This is a genomic window from Methylobacterium sp. Gmos1 (genome assembly GCF_053764715.1).
Map to the genome: position 1 here is coordinate 62,708 of NZ_JBSNCC010000007.1, position 18,357 is coordinate 81,064.

Annotated in this window: 26 protein-coding genes; 11 read left to right on the plus strand and 15 right to left on the minus strand. The window is 63.5% G+C overall.

Annotation, left to right across the window (positions count from 1 at the left end; translation table 11 throughout):
- Positions 1 to 472 precede the first annotated feature (472 nt).
- The 5 genes from ACS5PV_RS15700 (at position 473) to ACS5PV_RS15720 (ending at position 3,090) form a co-directional block, all read left to right on the plus strand.
- Positions 473 to 616: a hypothetical protein gene (locus ACS5PV_RS15700; RefSeq protein WP_455396267.1), complete on the plus strand. Its 144-nt coding sequence runs from the start codon at positions 473 to 475 to the stop codon at positions 614 to 616.
- A gap of 27 nt (positions 617 to 643) precedes the next feature.
- Positions 644 to 1,354, plus strand: coding sequence for a hypothetical protein (locus tag ACS5PV_RS15705; protein ID WP_455396268.1), 711 nt, complete (start codon positions 644 to 646; stop codon positions 1,352 to 1,354).
- 323 nt (positions 1,355 to 1,677) lie between these two features.
- A complete protein-coding gene (locus ACS5PV_RS15710; protein WP_455396269.1) occupies positions 1,678 to 2,337 on the plus strand; it encodes a hypothetical protein in 660 nt (219 codons plus the stop codon).
- Entirely contained in the window at positions 2,337 to 2,705 is a 369-nt protein-coding gene (locus ACS5PV_RS15715) for a hypothetical protein (protein WP_455396270.1), read from the plus strand. Before ACS5PV_RS15710 ends, ACS5PV_RS15715 begins: the two co-directional genes overlap by 1 nt.
- 1 nt (position 2,706) lies before the next feature.
- The gene (locus tag ACS5PV_RS15720; RefSeq protein ID WP_455396271.1) at positions 2,707 to 3,090 is read left to right on the plus strand and encodes a hypothetical protein; all 384 of its coding nucleotides are present in this window, start codon (positions 2,707 to 2,709) and stop codon (positions 3,088 to 3,090) included.
- On the opposite strand, the gene ACS5PV_RS15725 is transcribed toward ACS5PV_RS15720, so the two are convergent.
- Entirely contained in the window at positions 3,087 to 3,737 is a 651-nt protein-coding gene (locus ACS5PV_RS15725) for a GIY-YIG nuclease family protein (protein ID WP_455396482.1), read from the minus strand. The two genes, ACS5PV_RS15720 and ACS5PV_RS15725, sit on opposite strands and share 4 nt — an antisense overlap.
- Positions 3,709 to 3,933 (minus strand): hypothetical protein, encoded by a 225-nt coding sequence (locus ACS5PV_RS15730; RefSeq protein WP_455396272.1) that lies wholly within the window; start codon positions 3,931 to 3,933, stop codon positions 3,709 to 3,711. The genes ACS5PV_RS15725 and ACS5PV_RS15730 overlap by 29 nt, the downstream gene beginning before the upstream one ends.
- Before the next feature lie 87 nt (positions 3,934 to 4,020).
- On the opposite strand from ACS5PV_RS15730, the gene ACS5PV_RS15735 reads away from it, so the two are divergent.
- The 6 genes from ACS5PV_RS15735 (at position 4,021) to ACS5PV_RS15760 (ending at position 8,516) form a co-directional block, all read left to right on the plus strand.
- Positions 4,021 to 4,191 (plus strand): hypothetical protein, encoded by a 171-nt coding sequence (locus ACS5PV_RS15735; protein ID WP_455396273.1) that lies wholly within the window; start codon positions 4,021 to 4,023, stop codon positions 4,189 to 4,191.
- A 141-nt stretch (positions 4,192 to 4,332) separates the two neighbouring features.
- A complete protein-coding gene (locus tag ACS5PV_RS15740; RefSeq protein WP_455396274.1) occupies positions 4,333 to 5,088 on the plus strand; it encodes a hypothetical protein in 756 nt (251 codons plus the stop codon).
- Positions 5,089 to 5,436: 348 nt separating this feature from the next.
- On the plus strand, positions 5,437 to 6,867 hold the full coding sequence (locus ACS5PV_RS15745; RefSeq protein ID WP_455396275.1) for an ISL3 family transposase: 1,431 nt from the start codon (positions 5,437 to 5,439) through the stop codon (positions 6,865 to 6,867).
- A gap of 214 nt (positions 6,868 to 7,081) precedes the next feature.
- Positions 7,082 to 7,447, plus strand: coding sequence for a hypothetical protein (locus ACS5PV_RS15750; protein WP_455396276.1), 366 nt, complete (start codon positions 7,082 to 7,084; stop codon positions 7,445 to 7,447).
- A 109-nt stretch (positions 7,448 to 7,556) separates the two neighbouring features.
- Entirely contained in the window at positions 7,557 to 7,838 is a 282-nt protein-coding gene (locus ACS5PV_RS15755; protein WP_455396277.1) for a hypothetical protein, read from the plus strand.
- 105 nt (positions 7,839 to 7,943) lie between these two features.
- Entirely contained in the window at positions 7,944 to 8,516 is a 573-nt protein-coding gene (locus ACS5PV_RS15760; protein WP_455396278.1) for a YadA-like family protein, read from the plus strand.
- A gap of 70 nt (positions 8,517 to 8,586) precedes the next feature.
- Here the strand turns inward: ACS5PV_RS15760 and ACS5PV_RS15765 are convergent, their stop codons facing one another.
- The 13 genes from ACS5PV_RS15765 to ACS5PV_RS15825 all read right to left on the minus strand — a co-directional run bounded on the left by ACS5PV_RS15765 (position 8,587) and on the right by ACS5PV_RS15825 (position 18,325).
- Positions 8,587 to 8,952 (minus strand): hypothetical protein, encoded by a 366-nt coding sequence (locus ACS5PV_RS15765; RefSeq protein WP_455396279.1) that lies wholly within the window; start codon positions 8,950 to 8,952, stop codon positions 8,587 to 8,589.
- A complete protein-coding gene (locus tag ACS5PV_RS15770; protein ID WP_455396280.1) occupies positions 8,942 to 9,412 on the minus strand; it encodes a hypothetical protein in 471 nt (156 codons plus the stop codon). The genes ACS5PV_RS15765 and ACS5PV_RS15770 overlap by 11 nt, the downstream gene beginning before the upstream one ends.
- A 226-nt stretch (positions 9,413 to 9,638) precedes the next feature.
- Entirely contained in the window at positions 9,639 to 9,851 is a 213-nt protein-coding gene (locus ACS5PV_RS15775; protein WP_455396281.1) for a hypothetical protein, read from the minus strand.
- Positions 9,848 to 10,180, minus strand: a complete 333-nt coding sequence (locus tag ACS5PV_RS15780) for a hypothetical protein (protein WP_455396282.1) — start codon at positions 10,178 to 10,180, stop codon at positions 9,848 to 9,850. The genes ACS5PV_RS15775 and ACS5PV_RS15780 overlap by 4 nt, the downstream gene beginning before the upstream one ends.
- Positions 10,180 to 10,491, minus strand: coding sequence for a hypothetical protein (locus ACS5PV_RS15785; protein WP_455396283.1), 312 nt, complete (start codon positions 10,489 to 10,491; stop codon positions 10,180 to 10,182). The genes ACS5PV_RS15780 and ACS5PV_RS15785 overlap by 1 nt, the downstream gene beginning before the upstream one ends.
- Positions 10,491 to 10,664, minus strand: a complete 174-nt coding sequence (locus ACS5PV_RS15790; RefSeq protein WP_455396284.1) for a hypothetical protein — start codon at positions 10,662 to 10,664, stop codon at positions 10,491 to 10,493. Before ACS5PV_RS15790 ends, ACS5PV_RS15785 begins: the two co-directional genes overlap by 1 nt.
- Before the next feature lie 16 nt (positions 10,665 to 10,680).
- Positions 10,681 to 11,529, minus strand: coding sequence for a hypothetical protein (locus ACS5PV_RS15795; protein ID WP_455396285.1), 849 nt, complete (start codon positions 11,527 to 11,529; stop codon positions 10,681 to 10,683).
- A gap of 22 nt (positions 11,530 to 11,551) precedes the next feature.
- Complete coding sequence (locus tag ACS5PV_RS15800; protein WP_455396286.1) at positions 11,552 to 13,174, minus strand: hypothetical protein; 1,623 nt, start codon at positions 13,172 to 13,174, stop codon at positions 11,552 to 11,554.
- Between the two features lie 40 nt (positions 13,175 to 13,214).
- Positions 13,215 to 15,317 (minus strand): hypothetical protein, encoded by a 2,103-nt coding sequence (locus tag ACS5PV_RS15805; RefSeq protein WP_455396287.1) that lies wholly within the window; start codon positions 15,315 to 15,317, stop codon positions 13,215 to 13,217.
- Positions 15,318 to 15,326: 9 nt separating this feature from the next.
- Entirely contained in the window at positions 15,327 to 15,710 is a 384-nt protein-coding gene (locus tag ACS5PV_RS15810) for a hypothetical protein (RefSeq protein ID WP_455396288.1), read from the minus strand.
- Between the two features lie 14 nt (positions 15,711 to 15,724).
- Complete coding sequence (locus tag ACS5PV_RS15815) at positions 15,725 to 16,108, minus strand: hypothetical protein (protein ID WP_455396289.1); 384 nt, start codon at positions 16,106 to 16,108, stop codon at positions 15,725 to 15,727.
- Positions 16,109 to 16,115: 7 nt separating this feature from the next.
- Positions 16,116 to 17,165 (minus strand): hypothetical protein, encoded by a 1,050-nt coding sequence (locus ACS5PV_RS15820; RefSeq protein ID WP_455396290.1) that lies wholly within the window; start codon positions 17,163 to 17,165, stop codon positions 16,116 to 16,118.
- Positions 17,166 to 17,176: 11 nt separating this feature from the next.
- Entirely contained in the window at positions 17,177 to 18,325 is a 1,149-nt protein-coding gene (locus ACS5PV_RS15825) for a hypothetical protein (RefSeq protein WP_455396291.1), read from the minus strand.
- Positions 18,326 to 18,357: the final 32 nt, after the last annotated feature.

The window sequence follows — 18,357 nt, forward strand, 5'->3', positions numbered from 1 at the left end:
CACCAAGCTCGGGGAGAGCCTGAACACCACCGATCCTCCGGAAGCGGAGCGGGGGACGGTAGAGATGATCGAGCGCGTTCGTGCTCGCCGACCACATGGACCGGATCGACACGAGCCCGGCCACGAGGCTGGCCGGATGGTCGCCGCCGAGGCTCCGGGTGAGCAGACTCCTCTCAATCGCTCTCGTGGATCGGTGGTTCGAGGAACGGTCTGACATGTCCCTCGGGGACCGGGAGGAATCAAGCGGGCTCCTGGCATCCTGACGCGCTCAAAGAGCGAGGAGAGGCACCGATCTCAGACGGCGGGGGTCGCGCGGCCATGCCGGTACCGCCGAGCGGCGGTAAAGAGTAAAAATTGGATGACGCAGCGATCCGTCGTTGCGGAGCATTTCATACCAAAAAATTTGAAAGCTTTAACGAGATATTAGTGACGGTTTCCGCAGGTGAGTTTCAAGATATTCAAGGTGCAAGTCATGACGATGTCCGATCGCAGGCCGGCGCCGATGCAGGCCTCCGCTCTCGCGCGGTTCCGCGACGATCGGCGTGGCGTCGTGGCGCCCATCGTCGCCATCACGATCATGCCGCTCATCTTCCTGTCGGGCGCGGCGATCGACTAGTCGCTCTGCACGAGATCCAAGGCCGGATTGCAGAAGGCGCTCGATGCCGCGCTCCTCGCTGCGGCTAAGAAGGACAATTCCGACGCGGCAGCTTTCAAGAGCAGTGTCGACTCGCTCTTCCACCGGTCGACGTCCAACACCACCGTCTCGCGTGTCCAGCAGGCGGATGGAGGCTACAAGTACACTGGCGCGGCCACCGCCACCGTGTCCACCCCCTTCATGGCGCTCGCCGGCATCAAGACAGTCGATGTCACGGCAAACGCGGAGGCGACGACACCGGGACAGATCACGACCGTGAAGTTGACGCCGACCAAGACCACCGGCGCGTATTCGAAGGACATCTTCATCTGGACGAAGGACGCACAGGGCAAGGTGACGAGCCGCCAGACGATCATCACCTATCGATATAAATCATCCAATGGCACGAAGACTACGAGCCCTGCGCTCAATTCGAGTTCGACGACGTTCACGGTGTCCACCCACGCCAAGTTCGGGCTGGGACTGGTAGTTTATGAAGACTACCTGAAATATTCGGGTGCGCTGGTCAACCCGAAGGAAAAATGGAGCGATGCGCCGAACGTCGACACCTTCGTGCGTCAGACGGGCCAGTGTACGGACCCGGGCGGCATGACGTTCAACTGGGAAGACGGTGGCGATCAGAACTTCGCCGATTTCGTCTACACGATGACCTGCACGGTCGGCGTGGCGCCCGACGCCGTCATCCGGCTATCCAAGTAGAAGGCTTGCGTTCCGGGTCGAAGGCCTGGCGATCGAACCGCAGATGACGCTGGACACGGTTCATCCGGGGGGCTGAACGACCTTGCCGCCGGCGATGCATCTCGGCGAACATCATCGCATCGAGGGGCTGGACGTAAGGCCCCGGCTCAGGGCTGGAAGCTCGCGGGAACGCGACCGTCATCGCACCCAGCGGGGAGCATCCAGGGGGAGGCAGCGCCGTCCTGGCGGTCGCCGGGTCCCTGTCGCCAATCGTGTTTGGGGATCAGACGAACTGGCGGAGAGAGAGGGATATTAACTGCGCTGACAAATAAGGAGAAATTTACGTGCTGTCGCCGTCACCCCACCATCCATCCCATCCGACGTATTTCCATCCGCTCAATCGGCTGGAGCGCCTGTTCAACCGGCAGCCCCGCGGGCTCTACCCCCGCGATAGCATCTGGACCGTGCCGGCGTTGCACAAGCCCTTTATGACAGGGCGGATGAAGCTGCGGCTAGAGCGGATCCCCGCCGACATCGTCGGAGAGGTGCTGGCGCGCGGGATGCGCGGAGGTTCGCGCGAGAGCGAAGAGCACGTCGTACTCAAGCGGGTCGGGCGCGAATGGATGCGCCGATGCGGCGCGCTGGACGCCGCCGAGGAGAAGGAAGCCCCGTCCGGCCGCGCCGATGTCTATAGCGCCGAACACGCCTGGATTATTGAGGTGGGCATGACCGCATTTGGGCGGGTGCTGAGCGCGTGGGAACAGGCAGGGCTCAACGAAGAGCCGGCCCACCGCTTCACGCTGCTACCCTTTCAGGCGCTCACCTGGGCCGACGAGACGCCGCGCGCCGTGCTGGCGGTTGATGTGTCGTGCGATGCGGCTTTGCCGGGAGAACTATGGGCAACCCGGTGGGATGGCATGAAGCGAGCATCAGAGACCATGTGGGATCGAATGTCCGCCCCCTCCAGCGAACAGCGCTTGGCCCTGGATGGAGGGGTGGTGTGATGAGCGAGTTCTACATCATCGATTTGCGGCCCGAATGGACGCGCAATCCTTGCATCACCCTCTGGCGACCGGACGCCTGCGGTTACGCCTACCCGCTCGCATGGGCCGGTCGATACAGCAAGGAAGAGGTTGAGAAGCGCGGCGGCTACTACGACCAAAAGGGCAAGCGGTACTGGCAGCGGTTCGCGGTTCCTTGCGATGTCGTCGAGAAATTAGCCGCCCCACTGGACACGAAGATTGTCGATTGCTGGAAGGAGGGCCCCCACCTCCTCAACACTGGCAAGAACCGCATGGCCCTGCGCCGAGCGCGGTATGTGCCATCGGAGAGGGCAGCCTCTCCCGCCTCCTCCGATAGGGGAGGGCTGTGAGATGAGCGATCTCCCCACCCGCCTCCGCGCCATAGCCGATCTTTACGACCATCGGACGGCTGGGCTTATGCGAGATGCTGCGGATGAAATTGAAAGCTTGCGCGCAGTGCCTTTAGCGGCGCTTGATACCGAGACGATCGTGAGTGTCGCTCAGGTCCAAGCGCTCGCCGATGCCATGTGGCAGGTGCTCGACGACATGGGCGCCGACAGCCGCTCGGTCTGCCTGGCCACTAAGGCCCGCGCTAGGGTCGCCTATCAGGCGTTCCGGTTCGTCAACGACGACGGCGACGATGGCCTAGACATGCCGCTGAGCGAGGCCGAAGCGATCCTGACAGAGATAGACGCTCCCGCCTCCTCCCCGATCGTCAAGACGGAGACCTCCTAACCCCCCTCTGTAGGGGAGGGTGGGGGAGGCTTGGGTTTGGTTTTCGGCTTGGAGATAGGCTGAGAGGGTGCGCCAGCTTCGTATGGCGGCAGCTCGTCGGCTGAGATCCCGCGCAGGACCATTAGGCGCAGCAGGCGGCCGATAGCTACCGGCACCGGTGGCTGACCCCGCTCCCAGTCAGCAAGCGTCACCCGATGCACCCCGAGCATCTGCGCGGCCTCTGACTGCGTGAGGCCGAGGGCTTTTCGATGCTGCTTGAACTCGGCGGGGCACATAGGGACGTAGGGCGGGATAACGACGCCCTTAGAATGGCCGCCCCTAGCCCGGGGTGGCGCCCGTTCTCCGCGAGCCACGGCCTCGGTCGCGGCGACAACTGCAACCCAGGCCGCCTCCTCAGTCACTGAGAACCACTCGCCGTCCTCTTGGGCTTCGCGCAAGAGCCAGTGCGCATAGGCTTCGATTGCCCCCGCATCGGCCTCAGGCTCCTCGCTCGTTCGCACGAGGGAAAGTCGCTTTGGGGATGCCGTCTGCAACTGCCGTAGGCGCTTCTGCGGACTCGTGGACAGCCCGACCTTATGCGCCCCAGCGCCATCCGCAATGACATACAGGTAGGCTGGCTTAGCGCTTCCCATCGCGGCGCTCCTCATCGTCAAGCGCCATCTCACAGAGTTTACGTATCGCCGCGGACACGTTGAGCACCGGCCGCTGAACTGCCCGCCACTCCTCCACCCGGTCAAGGAACGACTCGGGTGCCACCAACTGCACACGCTTCGTCTTGCTCGCCTCGTCCAATCGCTTTCGCGCCATCCGCCTGCCCGGGTCACTTTTCTCGACGCGGATCATTACAGCCCTCTTGCGTATCGTGCCAATGGTGTGTAACTTACACCTCATACAGCGACGAAGCAAGACATCAGAGACGGAGCCACACCGATGACCACCACGACCACCGCCCAGACCAAGCCGCAGGTCGACAAGCTGGCCGACGCCGCCCCCGACATGGCGGCCATCCTCCGCGAGATCGTGGAGCAGCACGGCGCCAAGCTGCCGGTCGATGTGGCCTCGCGGGCGATGGCGGCACTTATCAAGGCGGGGGCTGTCTGAGGGGCCTAGCCCCTCCACCCCCTACAGCGACGAAGCAAGACATCAGAGATGGAGACGAACACATGGTTCTCCGGATTTGGCTGTGGGATCGGGGCATGAGGCATGGTATCCTAGATCCGGATTTGGTTGTGGGATTTCGTGATGTCTCAGCGCGTGATTTCCTGGTTTTCGTGCGGCGCGGCCTCTGCCGTCGCCACGAAGCTTACCCTCGCAGATGCCGGGACGCGCGAGGTTGTGGTCGCCTACTGCGAGACCGGCTCGGAGCACCCGAGCAACCACACCTTCCTGAAAGAGTGCGAGCGCTGGTTCGGGAAAGTCGTCTTCCCGATCCGAAACCTCAACTTCCAAGACACCTGGGACGTCTGGGAAAGCGAAAGCTATCTCGCGGGCAACAATGGGGCCCCGTGCACACGGGAACTGAAAGTCGTGCCCCGACTGGAATTCCAGCGTCCAAGTGATATCCACGTGTTCGGGTACACGGCGGATAAGACTGATATTACGCGAGCAAAGCGGCTCCGTGAGAACTATCCAGAATTGAAGATTGTTACTCCGCTGATCGATCGGGGTATCAACAAGGAAGCGTGCATTGCTATGATCGAGCGAGCAGGCTTGCCTGTGCCGCCGATGTACATGCTCGGCTTTCAAAACAACAACTGCATTCCTTGCTCGAAGGCTACCAGCCCGAACTATTGGGCCCTGGTACGTCAGCGGTTCCCCAACGAGTTCGACCGCATGGTGGCCCTGTCGCGCAAGCTCGGCGTCAGGCTGTGCCGGATCAACGGAGAGCGGGCGTTCATCGACGAGATCCCCGCCGATTGGCCGACCACCAACCCGATCCAGCCATCGTGTGATTTTCTTTGCGCGCTCGCAGAGCAAGATATGGCGGAGGCACACTGACACATGCCGAACAAGAGTATGCCCACTATCCAATTCAACATCTACATGGCAGGTGATCTTTCGCAAGCAAAGCAGGTTTGTAGAGAATTTTGCATGGAGGTCGGCCTCTGCGTGCATGTCGAGGCTGTCAGTTTTATTTACACTGGCGGCGAGGAGGCGGGATTTCGCGTTGGATTGATTAACTACCCGCGCTTCCCAGATACGGAAAGGGGCCTTCGAGACACGGCGCATCTGTTGGCTGACAAGCTCCGCGCTCGCTTGTGCCAGCACTCCTACTCTGTCGTTGGCCCGACCAGCACGGAGTGGTCGAGCCTCAGAGAGTCCACATCCTAATCCGGATCTGCCAGGGTGGCCCCCGACCAGGGGGCCCACTTGCTGAACGCGTTGCTCTTCAAACACTGGACCGTCGAGGACGAGTTCGACGTGACCCCGAGCAGCTACACCTTCCGCGCGCGCTGCGATTTGGAGCCGGAGAACTGCCCGAAGTGCGGTTCCCTCCGAAAACCCTATCGACATGGGACAGTCGTAGGGCGCTACCGCGACGCGCCTATGCACGGGAAGCACGTTATGATCGTCGTGGCGGCCGCACGATACCAGTGCCAGGACTGTAAGGCCACGTTCACGCAACACCTTCCTGAGATGCATCCCGACCGAGACATGACCCGGAGGTGCTTCGACTTCGTCCAGGATGCCGGTCTGCGTCGGCCCTACACAACCGTTGCGGCAGAGGTGGGCTTCAAGAGCGACAAGTCCGTATCGGAGATCTGCAAGCCTTACCTGAACTGGCTGCTGGAAGGCCACCACGTCTACGCACCCGTCGTCATGGGGCTCGACGAGACGAAGCTGGACGGTGTTCTGCGCACGGTCGTCACAGACATCGGCGAGCGCCGGGTGATCGAGGTGCTGCCTGACGACACCGGGGCGACGCTGGCGAAGTGGCTGGTCCGCCTGCCTCACCGCGAGCACATCGCCGTTGTGACCATGGACATGAAGGCCGCGTATCGGAAGGTGGTGACCGAAGTACTCCCCACGTCGTTCATAGTCGCCGACAAGTTCCACGTCCTGCGAATGGCTAACAAGCGCCTGGATGAGTTCCGAGCCAGCGTGAAGACTGCGCACGAGATCACGCGTAAGGAGGCGCGCCTCGCTGGGAAGCGTGTGCCGAAGAAATTGAAGTACAAGTGGTCGGATAGACGCGTTCTCCACATGTCGCCTGAGGCTCGCGAGAAGCTGAAGCCCATGAAGCGGATGATGTTCGAGGCGACGCTGGCGAACGACCCTGCGCTTGCGGCTGTCTGGAGCACGAAGGAGCGGTTCTACGAGATCTGGAATGCAAATGACCGGGAGGAGGCATGGAAGCGGTTCGAGGAGTGGAAGAGCACGATCCCTCCAGAGGCCGCACCGCACTACGTTCCGGTCGCCAAGACGATCGACAACTGGCAGACGGAAGTCTTCAATTACTTCGATAACCAGTACACGAATGCCTACGCTGAAGCCGCGAACCGGCTCATCAAGGTAATCAACCGGCGAGGCCACGGATACCGGTTTCAGGGTATCCGGGCGCGAGCCATCCACATGACTAAGGACAGGCCGGATGACCACTTCGTCTGCGAGGACTGCCTGGGTAGGTTCCCCGTCGACCAGCGCCGCGAGGTGCCGACGAGGTTCGACAACCTGCGGCCATTCCAGGTCTGCGCGGGGTGCCAGCCCACCCTCTACGGCTTCGTGGGTCTGCGCACCCTCATTCATGGGCGGCTTTCCACGCCCAAATCCGGATAGCCGAAGTTCCGCCGCCGTTCGTGCTGAATGGATTGTCGGACGGGGCCCGATACCCGTCGGATTGGGAACGCGGGAAAGCGGAGCAGCGCCGCCTCGGCCTAGAGGCTGTTCCGCCTAGATCGGAGTGCGAGTCGGGCGCTGGCCTGTGGGAACTGATCCGAGAAGGCATAAAGTCTGGCCGGCAGGACGCGCCAGCGGAGTAAGGGGGGAGAGGATGAGCCTTCGTCTGAGGTTCCTTGTACTGACAGGGATGCTCGTATCCGCCGCCCCGAGTTTTGCTGAGGAGCAGACGGCGTGTGCACCTGAGTTCTGGGGCGACGGCAAACACGATGACACCGCAGGGGTGATTGCCATGGCCTTTGACAAGCCAGTGCGCAACATGAGCAAATCGGCCTCTCGCGATAAAGGATATTGGATTATTCGCGGGGCAAGCATTATAATTCTAAGAACAATATATTTAAATACCTCGAAGAGGTTTGAAGTTTATGATAGCGAGATATCTGTTACCGATGAAGGGCTTATTGATTTGACAGGCAAAAGAGAAAATACCAATCAGGATGGATGTGAGGCTGTTTCGTGAGCCCCATCCCCCACCTCGCTCTCACCTCCCTCCTAGTCCTATCCTGTGCCTGGGGTGCGGTGGTGTGGTCGAGGCGGGTGGCGAGACGGTTGGATGAGAGGAGACGGTGATGAGCGAAGAAGCTCTTAAAAAGGAAATCGCGACCCTAACGAAGCGGGTTGCGCAGCTTGAGGCCGATTTGCGTGCTGAGCGCGGCGAGCAAACCCCGGGGGAAATCATGGTCAGGCGCTATGGGACTGACACGACATCGCCCAAGACCCTTCATCTTCGCCTGAGCATCGCAGATTTCGAGTTGATGGGCGGGGGTGAGCGCTTCATTGACTATCTGCTCGGAGGCGCCAAGCACCACCTCATGGGCGAAATAGAGCGCAGGAAGAAGGCGGAGGTATGACCCACCCTCCCACCGATCCCCCCCCCTCGCCAGCAGCGCACGCGGGCCAAGCCAAGCTGCTGTGTCTTTCCGGTCATCGACACGCGGGCAGAATGTGGCTCTTTTGTGAGCCACCACGCGGGGGCGGCTATGGTCAGATGGTGGGTAGCGGCGATCATGGCCGCGTGGTCAATCGCGGCGCACAGCCAGGCGCTCACCTACGCCCCGTTCACAGACGTAGTGCCTGATAGCGTGAGAGACGCGCTCGGCGGCGGTCGCCTCCTGAGCGGCGTTCCCGTCAATCCGAGCGTGGATTACGTGAACCTGTCCCGGATCCCGCAGCGCTTCAGCGAAACGACCGGCTTCGGCTACGTCTCTGTCGGCGACTTGGCGCTAGCCCTTGCGCCGCAGCAGGCAGGCCCCTCAAGCCTCGCTCTCGTGACCATCGCGAACCGGATGCAGCGCAACGCCGATCGGTTCCGAGAGGGCATAGCGCTTGCCGGTGCCGTGAACGTCATAGCGCCGAACCCAGGCGACAGGTTCGCCGTCTCGGTCGGCGGCGCCGGCTACGATGGCACGGGCGCTGGCTCGGTGGCGTTCTCGATGCGGATCTCGGACGATACGCTGGCCTATGTCGGTTATGCCCGCGGCCCGACGCAATCGCTGGTCAAGGGCGGCATCGGAATGTCGTTCAGGTGATCGGGCGCGAAAAAGCCCCGCGCGGCGGGTGCCGGCGGGGCTGAAGGGCGTCTCGGGAGAGTAGGAACGGTCACTGAGGCGGCTTCGCCCGCGGTGACATGGGCTTGGCGTGTTCGGCCGAAAATCGCTCCATGAACCGCTTGTACATGCGCTCCTCGTCGTCCTCTTTCTGCTCCCGAAGCTCGCGACCTTCCAGAAGCTCGACAAGCCGCGTCAGGACCGCCGTTTGCAACTGGACAGCCTCGGTCATGGCGTCGAACGAGGCTCGATCAGCGAGCGCCCCACCGACCGCGATTGCCGTAGACCTGCCCTCAGGCTCACCTCTGCGCCCTTTGGCTACCTCGGTTTTGTGTGCGAGGTAGGCGATAGCAACTGCCCCGACGCCCGTTGCTCCGAACAACGCGCCGAGACCCTGCACCAGCTCCTCAACGGTCATACCCTCTCACCTCGGCCTTGGGGCTCGTCAGCCAGACATTCCGGAAGGCCCGAGTGTGGTAGGCGTCACCCGCAGCTCGCCAGAGGCAAATCCCCTCGAACACAATGAACAGAGGATACCAAGCGAAGCCCGCGGCCGGGTTCGCCTGAGGGGTTGAAAGGAAAAGGAAAGAGAGCGTCACCCACCAGAACATGCCGAGAAATGCGCATAGAGCGCGGATCAGGGGTGTTCTGTAATGGCTGCCGTTGATGTAGAGCGCGACGCATCGAATGGCGCCGATCGCAATGCTCCAGGCGCCCCAGACGTTCTCCCCGGCCAACTCCCGAAGGATGGCGTATTGGGGCGCCTCGAAAGTGCGCCAGAGCGGCACGAGCAACCACGCGCCCCAAGCAATCATCATGCCAGCGAAGAGCCATTCGGTCAGCCGATCGCCGCTGTGGCCGTATCTTGCGAACTTCACGCCATCCTCCGCGATTTGGACGATTGGCAGTGTGCTCGGAAGGCCGCGCTCGGGCGCGTCAACCGTAGGCTCAGGCATCCGCGGTGCTTTTTGACTCGACACGCATCCATTTCGCCGCCCGTATGGCCGAAGCCTCTGGGGCGTCCCGATTTGACGCTTCTGGGGGTTAGGGGGCTGGTCGTCGCTCCGCCAAGATAGGCGACCGGCCCCCGCACGCTTCGTTTGGCTACCGCCCCGGCTTCCAGCCGCAGAGGCGAGCGCCTTCCTCCAAAATCCGCAGGTACTTCCGCCGGTCGGGAGGCGTCAGCCCATCGACGCTGGCCCGGCTGAACCTCACGTCTTCCAGGCGATGGGTGCGGCACCATACGTCTGCCTGTTCGGGCGTGCAGGCCCCGACGAGCGGCAGGCCGATCGCGGCCACGAGAACGAGACGCTTCACGGCTTCTTCTCCTCCGGAGGTATCCATTGGTCGAGGCGACGCCGCACCTCGTCGTCGGTCATGCCGTCAACTTGCGCCTGCGTCTCGCGCGTGCGCTCGGCCACCTTGTCGTTCGCGGCGTCCTGGCGCCCCTTCTCGGATGCGGCGCCGCGGCGGTAGATCTGACTGGCCGTCAGCGCGAGCGCGATGGCGCCCAGCGCCTCGACGGCTACTTTCAGCGAGCGGGTGACGTATGCCGACGCCAGCATGGCGACGATCACGGCCGTGGCGCCGAGCACCCACGGCCAATAATCCCGGACGAAGCCCCAGGCCGTCCATAGCTCGAACATCAGACCTGACCCTGATCCGGCACGGTAACCGTCTTCGGCGGGTCCAGCACAATCGGCTTGACGCCGTAGGCGCGCAGCAGGATCGTCGCGACGTTGACGATGACGGTCCACATGAGCGCCTGCGTCGGCGAGACGATCGACGCCAGGTTGACCGTCTGCAAGTAGCCGAGCACGAGCAGGATGGCCGAGGCGGTCGCGCTGATGACGTTGAGCGCCGTCGTCTTCCACGCCACCCGCAACGCAGCAGCCGGTTTGACCCTGGTCGCGAGCGCGTCATCGGTGACAGCGACGGCCTTCACGGTGTCAGCCATCAGCGCACCCCCACCGCAATGCCGGCAACGAATGCCGCTACGATCGCCGCCAGGGCCACCACAGTGGCCGTTCGGGCATGGGCCGCGGTCCAGGTCCAGACGAAGTGCAAGCCGCCCTTGGCTGCCTGAGAGGCGAGCGTCGTCGCCTGCGCCTCTGCGCTCTTGAGATCCATGATGTCCTCTGAGGTGTCAGGTGTGGAAGTAGCGGCGCACGGCCTCGGGGAGCCACGCACTCCAGCCCGAGGCGCCGCCATTGACCGGGACGGGCGCGAGGGGGCTGCCAGGCGCGGGGAGCGGCGCCACGTCGATCGGGCTGTCCGGGATCTTCGTCGTCACAGCGCCCGGCTTGTGGCCGGCGGCAAGCAGCGCAGCCTTGAACGCCCTATGAGCGGAGGCGATCGTATCGCCGTTCGCCTCTACGTCGCCGTTGACCATGGCGCGGGCGTCGCGGGCGAGTTCCTTGCCAGGACCGAAATAGTCGGACAGCTTCTTGCCCGTGTACCAGCCCTCTGACAGGCCGACGAAGAGCATGGCGGCCGAGATGTCCGGATCCAGCATGAGGCTCGGCGTTGCCTCGAGATCCTGGCCGGGCGAGAGGTAGCCGAGGGCCAGCAGGCGTTTCGTGGCTCGCTTGGCATTGTCTCTGCCGGTGGCCTGGATCAGGCCCATGCCGCGAAAGCGCCAGCCGTCGCCTGGCTGCGAGTTGCCCATCCGGCCGCTGTAGACGTAGTTCGCCAGCAGTTCGGGGTTACGGACGTAGGGCTTGGCCGCTGCCTCGCTCGCGAACCGCTTAGGCCACACCTCGCGGATGCGAGCCGCAGTCGTATAGTTCAGGTTTTCGATCCGGGGGAGCATGGCGCCACCGGTTTCGTGCCAACATTCTGCGAAGCAGTGCGCGAGACCGGCCGTACCCATGTCGGGCGGGGCCATGTCCAGCAGCGCGTTCATGCCGTCCACCTGGGACTGTGCGAGAGAACCGCCGAACGGAGCCTTGCGGACAGACGCAAAGAAGCCAAGGCGTTCAAGGTTCGCGGCCATAGGATCTCCGGATTGTCAGGGCTTAGTTTGGCGCGTAAGTGCCGGTCAGAGAACCCGAGGGCTTGACCAGTGCGGCGCCGTTGAAAGCGTTTGCAACGATGTAATGGTTCTGATTGTCATTTTGGATTTGCACCAGCGTGACATTGTTGCCGGGAATTCTGATCCATCGACTACCCACCATGTGCACCAAGCCCGCCGTCTGCTGAACGATCGGGTTGTTGCGGGTGCCGGCGTTCTGGGTCGGATCGGTCGTGAACATGATTGAGTTGAGCATCGTCGTGCCGCCCGCCGCGAGCACAGCGACGGAGTCGAACAGGTCCTGAATGGAGCCGCCCGCGGCGCTGAACTGCCCGCCATAGACCGCGAGCTGCGGGCTGTTGCCGCCCCAGAGGCGGATGTTCGCGACCAGCCCCTCGCCGCCGTCCCAGCGCACCTTCGGGATGCCCAGCACCCCGCCCGCCGTCGAGGACAAGATGCCGATGTGCCAGTCTCCCGCCAAGTTGCGGAAGAACGCCGCGTCGCCGTCAAGCTGCAAGAGGCCGATCTGGCGGGCCGCGCCGTTCGTGCCGTTGGCGTTGCCCAGCAGGCTTGATCCGTAGAGGTTGGCCGTCTTGATATCGAGACCGTCGATGCGGCCGAACTCAGCACACACCGAGTTGCCGTCCGTCGCGACGTTCAGCAGCGTACCGTTCTGCGCCACATCCCACGGCCAGCAATGCAGCGTCGTGATGTGCGAGAAGTCATAGAGGCCGTCGAGGACGATGCCCCTGTTGAAGGCGCCGAGTTCAAGAAGATCTGCCGTGAAACCCGAGGCGCTGGGACCAGTCGTCGTGCCGAGACCCTTAATGCCGTTCCAGGCATTCGAGAGCCTGATCTGGCCGATGGTGTAGCGCTGCGAACCGTTGAGATCGAGCGCCCACGGGTACTGGCGAAGATTTCCGCGAACTGACGCTACTGCATTGTTGTATGCAGCCAGATTTGTTGCGTAATTTGGGTCGCCTGGGTTTGTCGGCTTCGCCGGCAGAGAAGCTCCAGCCAAATGGCTCTGATCGAACACCACCCCGATCTTGTCCCACCCGGCCGACTGCTCGGCTGGTGTGCCGTTCGAGGTCGCCGAGTTCGTGGCGACCACGACGGCCTGCGCGCCCATATTGAAGCATGGCCCGATCATCAGGCGTGAGACCGTCACGCCGTCACCGCTAAGACGCTGACCGCCTTTCTGGCTCAGAGCGTTGCATACCTGATAGTCGCCGGACGGAAATCGGACGTTCTTGCTCGTATTCAAGGCGGCTTGGATGTACGTGGTCAGGTCCGTCGTGTTGGTCCGTGCACGAATACCGGCCCGAAGTGCCTTCGGAATGAAGGCCATGACGCTGACGGTGTCGGTCGCCTGCTCAGATAGGCTGTATGCTTGAGCCCCCGTCTGGGGCCCGAGCGTTGACAGGCCAGAGGCGTCGCAGGTCGCGCCGGTGCAAACGATGCCACCGCCGAGCATGAGTGTCGGCGTCTCGACGGACTTGCCGCGCAGGGGCGGCATCTGGGCGGCGTCAAGGGCGTGGGCGCTAATGGGCGCGAGGACGGCGCAAGCGAGCGCCAGCCACGCGCGCAGCACGAGGCCCGCACGCCGGAGTGCGGCAACGGTCATCAGGATCTCCTGGAAACTAAGAGTTAGCGCTGACAATCCGTCAGTTGTTCGGATCGAACACGTCTTGCTTGAACGAGTATGTAATCGCGCCCGTCTTGGCGTTATAGATGCTGTAGTTGGTCGAAGAGGTGTCATAGTAGACACCAATCTTGCCGCTGGCGAACTGACCCCCCGCATTCGCGGCGGGGAAGCCCGTCGCTGCGGCAGCGAACTGATTGCCCGGGGTCTGGTATTTCAGGAGAACGGCGCCGCCGCCTACGATGAACTCGGCATACTCAAGAGTGCTCTTATCAACGACGAGGATCACGCCCTTGCCAGCGGGGAACTGCGCCGATGTCGCGGCGGGCAACGGATACACTTGTGTTGCGAGCAGGCCTTGCCCTTGCACGCGGGACGTAGTGTCGGCGGCAACTCCGGTCGTGACCGTGCCGGCGCCGGCATACGAGGTGTAGCCGGGCGCGCCGCCCGCCCCGATCGAGGGGAGACCGATATGGACCGCGTTGCCCGCCCCAACGTTGACGGCCGGCTTCGTCACGCCGTCCTGCCCGTAGCTCTCCAGCGTCGCGATCGTCGCATAGACGCCGTTGCCGGAACCCGAGAGGAAGATGCTGGACCCCAGCGTTGAGGTGATCCGAAGATCCGAGAAGCGCAGCCCGGTATTCGTCCCCGACAGATTGATGCCGTTCGTTCCGAAGCCCGAGCCAGCCCCCTGCACTGTCGTGTTTACGAAGGTGGCGGAAGCGTTGGCGGCAGTCGGATCAGCATAGATTGCCGAAGATCCAAAGAAATCGCAATCGATATTGACGCCGCGCAACTTGTTGACCGAACCATTCAGGTTCGCTGGACCGCCCGTGTAGCTGCCGATGCGGATACAGTTTTTCGAGAGCAGGCTAAAATAATTGCTCAGGAACATATTGTCGACGCGCTTGAGATAGAGCGCGTCGAGGTTGCTTGCGGTGTAATTATTGACCGCTTGGTTGCCTTGGATCGCGTACTGGTACCAGCGAATATCGCTGACGACAGGCGAGTCTAGCGCGTGCTCGATCTGGAGCCCGACCTGGAAGGGCTGGCCGGTCAGATCGTCGATCTTGATCCGCCCGCCCTGGACATAGACCGCCTTAGTGGCGTTGACCGTCATCAGCCGCGTGATGCGGAGGTCGTCCTGAAGGAGAGCTACGTCAAAGTCGTAAAACCCGGGCGACCACGACCCGCCTGCGGTGCCGTTGGCGGCGTTGGCCGGCGGGGTCGGCTGGTCGCGCCAGGTGCAGAAGTCCTCCAGCACCACCCCCTCGACGGGAAGCGGGTTCTGGCCGCCGATGACGATGCCGCGGCCGGCGTGGTCGAAGAACAGGTAGCTGCCAGCACCGGGGCTGAACGTGTTCCCGGTCGTGTACGGGGCGCAGTAGTCGCCCGTGAGCTTGGCGTGCCCGTCGATCGCCAGAGGTGACGCCACGCGGCGCATCTGGCCGGTGGGCGAGGATGGCATTGTCACGGCCCGGCCAGTCGCGACGGACCAGTTGAGCGCGGCCTGGAGGCGCGACGCGACATCGGTGCCGACCCCGGTTTTGCCGGAGCTATCCGCGATGGCCCCCCAGAGGTTGACCGACACCGGCCCCTGGCTGTTGAGGTCGGCCAGCCAGCATCCGCCGGCCGTGCGCGGGACCTGCGAGCCGCCGTCGCCCGAGCCCGAGTTGAGCGAGCACGGCGCGGACGAGAACGTGTAGCTGGCCTGCCCGCCGTCGCCCGGCGCGGCGTAGCCTTCGCGCACCATCCGCCCGAACGGCAGCGTTACGGCGCGCAGGTCCGTCGTGTTCGACACCCGGGCCTGCATCATGCCGAACAGGGCGCTGCTGGTCGCGCGACTGGTGCCGAACCCGGTCGGGCTGATGGTCAGGTCATCCGCCTGCCCCTGCTCAACGGAGCGCCGCCCAGAGGGGAGGGCGTTCAGCAGCGTAGAGGTGCCAAGCGTTCCGTCAGACTTGCGCCAGAACATCTTACCATCGGCGCGGTTGATGCCGAGGGTGTCGTCTTTCAGCGACCCTGGCGCAGTTCCGGCATCGGGCGAAAACCGCATATCGAGCGCAACCGCAGGAGCGGTAAGCGCTAGAACAAAAGCGAGCAGAAAGGGCGTGCGCCGCAGCATGGTAGGGCCTCAGAATGTGCCGTTGAGTTGCGCGCGCAGCGCAGCCACTTCGTCGCGGAGGGCCGCGATGGTGTCGATGATCGATTGCAGGTCGCTAATCCCGCCGCTTCCGCTGCCAGAACTGCGGAACAACTTGACTGGACGATAGCCCGAGGCATCACCGTCTCTGTACCAAGCCCCCGTTATCGGGATGGTGGAATTGTCGGCGGGAACGGGGGGCAACGCCTCATAGATGCGGTCAAGGATCGCCATGCCTATCGCGGGGTCGCCGCCAAGGCCGCCTCCCATGCCATTGAGGCTGATCGTAAGCGTCCCGCCCTCACGAAGAATGTCGATCCCGAGGCCGGGCCGAATATCCTGCGGATAGGTTGGAAGCAGGGGAAAGTTCCTCATGGGTGCTTACCTTGCTAGGCGAAAGTAACGGTGTCTCTGAGAATTTCCGCAGTCTCAGGACCAACGGTCGCCGTGAACGAAATCTCATAGACGCCCGGCCGCTGGCTGCGCATGACTTCAGCGGGGAAGTAGAATTGCGCGGCGTGAGGCTCGGTAAGCTTCAACTCGCCTTGCCCCGTGCCACTGGTGTTCGCCGTAAGCGATGGGTGGGACCAGACGCCAGTTCGAGATCGAAGCCAGCCGTAATCATCTCGCCACCCCCGGCAGTCGTCAGGAGTCACGCGCATCTCAAGGACCGCGGTCGCAAGATTGGTCAGCGTGCCGCTGTGCACATCGGGGAAGGTGAGGATCCCACGCCAGAGGCCGCGCACCGAGACGATGCCAAATCTAGTCAGCATGGCCGCCTCAGAGCTTGATGTAGATCGTCGCCACGCCGAACGGCGGCAAAGTATTGTGCCGCTGGTCGCCGCCAGTATCGGCTACAGCAGCAGCGGCGCCGTGTATGTGGTCGGGAACGCCATCAATGGTTATCGGATGGGTGTGATTGCCGGACAGCTCAGTAACGCCCGAGCTAGGCCCTTGGCCTACGGCTCCGACAGCACCATTTGCGCCGCTGCCATACACGTTATCTACGCGGTAAATGACGTTGTGGTTGTGCTGCCCCGCCTGCCCGATTGAGGAGCTGTGGGAGTGGCCGCCTGCTCCCTGGATCGCAACGCTTGCGTCGTGGCGGTGCAGCGGCATCTCATCCTTGCTGAGCTGATGGGCCGCCTCACCGCCGGTCGCGCCAACCGCTACGTCAACAGATCCACTGCTGGTCGCGAGCTTGCCGCCATCAAGCCGGCCCGTCGCCGAGCCGGCGTTGCCCATGTTGAGCGCGCCGAGCACGACCCGGCCCTGATAGTCAGGAACCGTAATCGTCTTGCCGGCGTCCCAGTCGTCCTGTGCGGTTTGTCCGCGCCCGCCCGCGACCGTCTGATGGCTGTCGGCCCACAGCAGCAGGAACAGGGGATAGCAGTCATCATCGGCGCGCTCGACGCCCGCCGAGGCCGCAGAGCCAATCGAAGATCCATTGGCGCGCACGTAGCCGGCGCGGCGCCCCGTGCCGTGGATCGGCACCAAGGCACCTGTCGGGAGCTGCCGAAGCGGGTCATAGACAGTCGCATTGCCGCTCGGCGTTGGATCGCCGGCCAGACCATCGGCTTCGGCCACCAGCGCGTCAGTGGCATCGGTGATCCGCGCATCGTAAGAACCGACGCCGGTAAACATCGCTGGAAAGCGGCCGTTGCCGTCTGCCTGCACGGGGAAGGGGTGTATCAGCGTCGGATCAAGAGCGGCCGTCCGGTACAGCGTCCGCGGCGTCACAGTGCCGGCCTCGAACGTGTAGAGACGCGCATTGACGATCGGAAAGCCACTGTCGAAAATCGACTGAAAGCTCAGAGGCACGAAGGCCATGGGGTCTCCGGTCAGCGAGTGCCGAGGAAGGGAAGGGGCTGGCGGTCGCCAGGGGCGGCGAGCGAGGCGCCGACGCCAGCGCCGAGGGGCGTGCCGGCGTAGAGGAGCTGATCGGGGGCGTAATAGCTGCGCACCCGGTTCGGGGTCAGGGCAACGACTTGGTCGTCACCACCATGCTCGGCGAGGCCGCGGAGGACTGCGGTATCAAGACCCTGCTCTTTGGCGCGTGCGATGGCGGCGCCGATGTGCCCGTATCCGAATGAGACGCCTGTCTGAGGGCTGGCCGGATCGAACCCCATTGCGCGGACTTGATCGGCGATTTCGCGATCCCGGGCGCGGCCAGTCTGGAAGTCGCTGAGATAGCGATCAAACAGCGCCCCAGCCCTCGGCCCAGCTTCCTGCGCGTAGATTGAGCGAGCCTGCGCGTTGAACGCAGGGTCCGTCTCGGCGAGGTGGGCGATGTCGAACACCGCGCTCTTGCCAGGCTCAACGGTGGTGCGGAAGATCCGCGGCCCGGCCTCAAAGCCCTCCACCCCAGGAGAGCCGGCATAAGTAGCGGCGGCATTCGGCTCGGGCGCGAAGAAGACAGCGCCGGCCTCGGAGTTCGTCTTCAGGTTCGGATCGAAGCGCCGGAAATCCTCGCCAGGCTTTGATCCGTGATAGAGGTCCCATAACCGGGCTTCAGGATCAACCCTGACGGGCTGGCGGGGGCCCGTATCGTAGCCGGGGGCTGGCTTGGCTGCGCCGAGCGACGGCGGGGCCGCTTCCGGCTTGAACCCCGCCAAAGCCGCCTCAAGGGCAGCGAGCGGGTCTTCCTTCGCCGCTGCGCCACCGAAAGACCGGATCGCACCCGCCGGCACCCTGGCCGGAAGCGAGCCCGTCATCGCTAATCCGGCGATGCCAGCGCCAGCACCCATCGCCTCGTCGCTGACGTGGCCGGTGTTCGGATCAAAGATCGGGATCTCGCCGCGGTATATCCGGGCCGGCGCCGTGGCCGCATCCCTGATCCGGCTGCCAACGAGGTCCGCATAGGCGCCGAGGTAGTCGAGCGCGCCGGCCGGCGTCTGCGGCCCGGTCAGGACATTCCCGGTCTCGGGGTCGATTACAGACCGACGCAACGCAGGCCCGGTCGCGCCGAGAAAGGGCAGAGGCTCAGCCATTCACGAATAGCCCTGGTTGCTATAGGGTGCCG

What these genes read in the sequence shown, in the direction of transcription:
- ACS5PV_RS15825 (WP_455396291.1), bottom strand. Translation starts at nt 18,325, where the DNA reads ATGGCTGAGCCTCTGCCCTTTCTCGGCGCGACCGGGCCTGCGTTGCGT.
- ACS5PV_RS15800 (WP_455396286.1), bottom strand. Translation starts at nt 13,174, where the DNA reads ATGACCGTTGCCGCACTCCGGCGTGCGGGCCTCGTGCTGCGCGCGTGG.
- ACS5PV_RS15715 (WP_455396270.1), top strand. Translation starts at nt 2,337, where the DNA reads ATGAGCGAGTTCTACATCATCGATTTGCGGCCCGAATGGACGCGCAAT.
- ACS5PV_RS15735 (WP_455396273.1), top strand. Translation starts at nt 4,021, where the DNA reads ATGACCACCACGACCACCGCCCAGACCAAGCCGCAGGTCGACAAGCTG.
- ACS5PV_RS15795 (WP_455396285.1), bottom strand. Translation starts at nt 11,529, where the DNA reads ATGGCCGCGAACCTTGAACGCCTTGGCTTCTTTGCGTCTGTCCGCAAG.
- ACS5PV_RS15720 (WP_455396271.1), top strand. Translation starts at nt 2,707, where the DNA reads ATGAGCGATCTCCCCACCCGCCTCCGCGCCATAGCCGATCTTTACGAC.
- ACS5PV_RS15815 (WP_455396289.1), bottom strand. Translation starts at nt 16,108, where the DNA reads ATGCTGACTAGATTTGGCATCGTCTCGGTGCGCGGCCTCTGGCGTGGG.
- ACS5PV_RS15725 (WP_455396482.1), bottom strand. Translation starts at nt 3,737, where the DNA reads ATGAGGAGCGCCGCGATGGGAAGCGCTAAGCCAGCCTACCTGTATGTC.
- ACS5PV_RS15730 (WP_455396272.1), bottom strand. Translation starts at nt 3,933, where the DNA reads ATGATCCGCGTCGAGAAAAGTGACCCGGGCAGGCGGATGGCGCGAAAG.
- ACS5PV_RS15785 (WP_455396283.1), bottom strand. Translation starts at nt 10,491, where the DNA reads ATGGCTGACACCGTGAAGGCCGTCGCTGTCACCGATGACGCGCTCGCG.
- ACS5PV_RS15700 (WP_455396267.1), top strand. Translation starts at nt 473, where the DNA reads ATGACGATGTCCGATCGCAGGCCGGCGCCGATGCAGGCCTCCGCTCTC.
- ACS5PV_RS15765 (WP_455396279.1), bottom strand. Translation starts at nt 8,952, where the DNA reads ATGACCGTTGAGGAGCTGGTGCAGGGTCTCGGCGCGTTGTTCGGAGCA.
- ACS5PV_RS15740 (WP_455396274.1), top strand. Translation starts at nt 4,333, where the DNA reads ATGTCTCAGCGCGTGATTTCCTGGTTTTCGTGCGGCGCGGCCTCTGCC.
- ACS5PV_RS15790 (WP_455396284.1), bottom strand. Translation starts at nt 10,664, where the DNA reads ATGGATCTCAAGAGCGCAGAGGCGCAGGCGACGACGCTCGCCTCTCAG.
- ACS5PV_RS15820 (WP_455396290.1), bottom strand. Translation starts at nt 17,165, where the DNA reads ATGGCCTTCGTGCCTCTGAGCTTTCAGTCGATTTTCGACAGTGGCTTT.
- ACS5PV_RS15780 (WP_455396282.1), bottom strand. Translation starts at nt 10,180, where the DNA reads ATGTTCGAGCTATGGACGGCCTGGGGCTTCGTCCGGGATTATTGGCCG.
- ACS5PV_RS15750 (WP_455396276.1), top strand. Translation starts at nt 7,082, where the DNA reads ATGAGCCTTCGTCTGAGGTTCCTTGTACTGACAGGGATGCTCGTATCC.
- ACS5PV_RS15755 (WP_455396277.1), top strand. Translation starts at nt 7,557, where the DNA reads ATGAGCGAAGAAGCTCTTAAAAAGGAAATCGCGACCCTAACGAAGCGG.
- ACS5PV_RS15810 (WP_455396288.1), bottom strand. Translation starts at nt 15,710, where the DNA reads ATGAGGAACTTTCCCCTGCTTCCAACCTATCCGCAGGATATTCGGCCC.
- ACS5PV_RS15805 (WP_455396287.1), bottom strand. Translation starts at nt 15,317, where the DNA reads ATGCTGCGGCGCACGCCCTTTCTGCTCGCTTTTGTTCTAGCGCTTACC.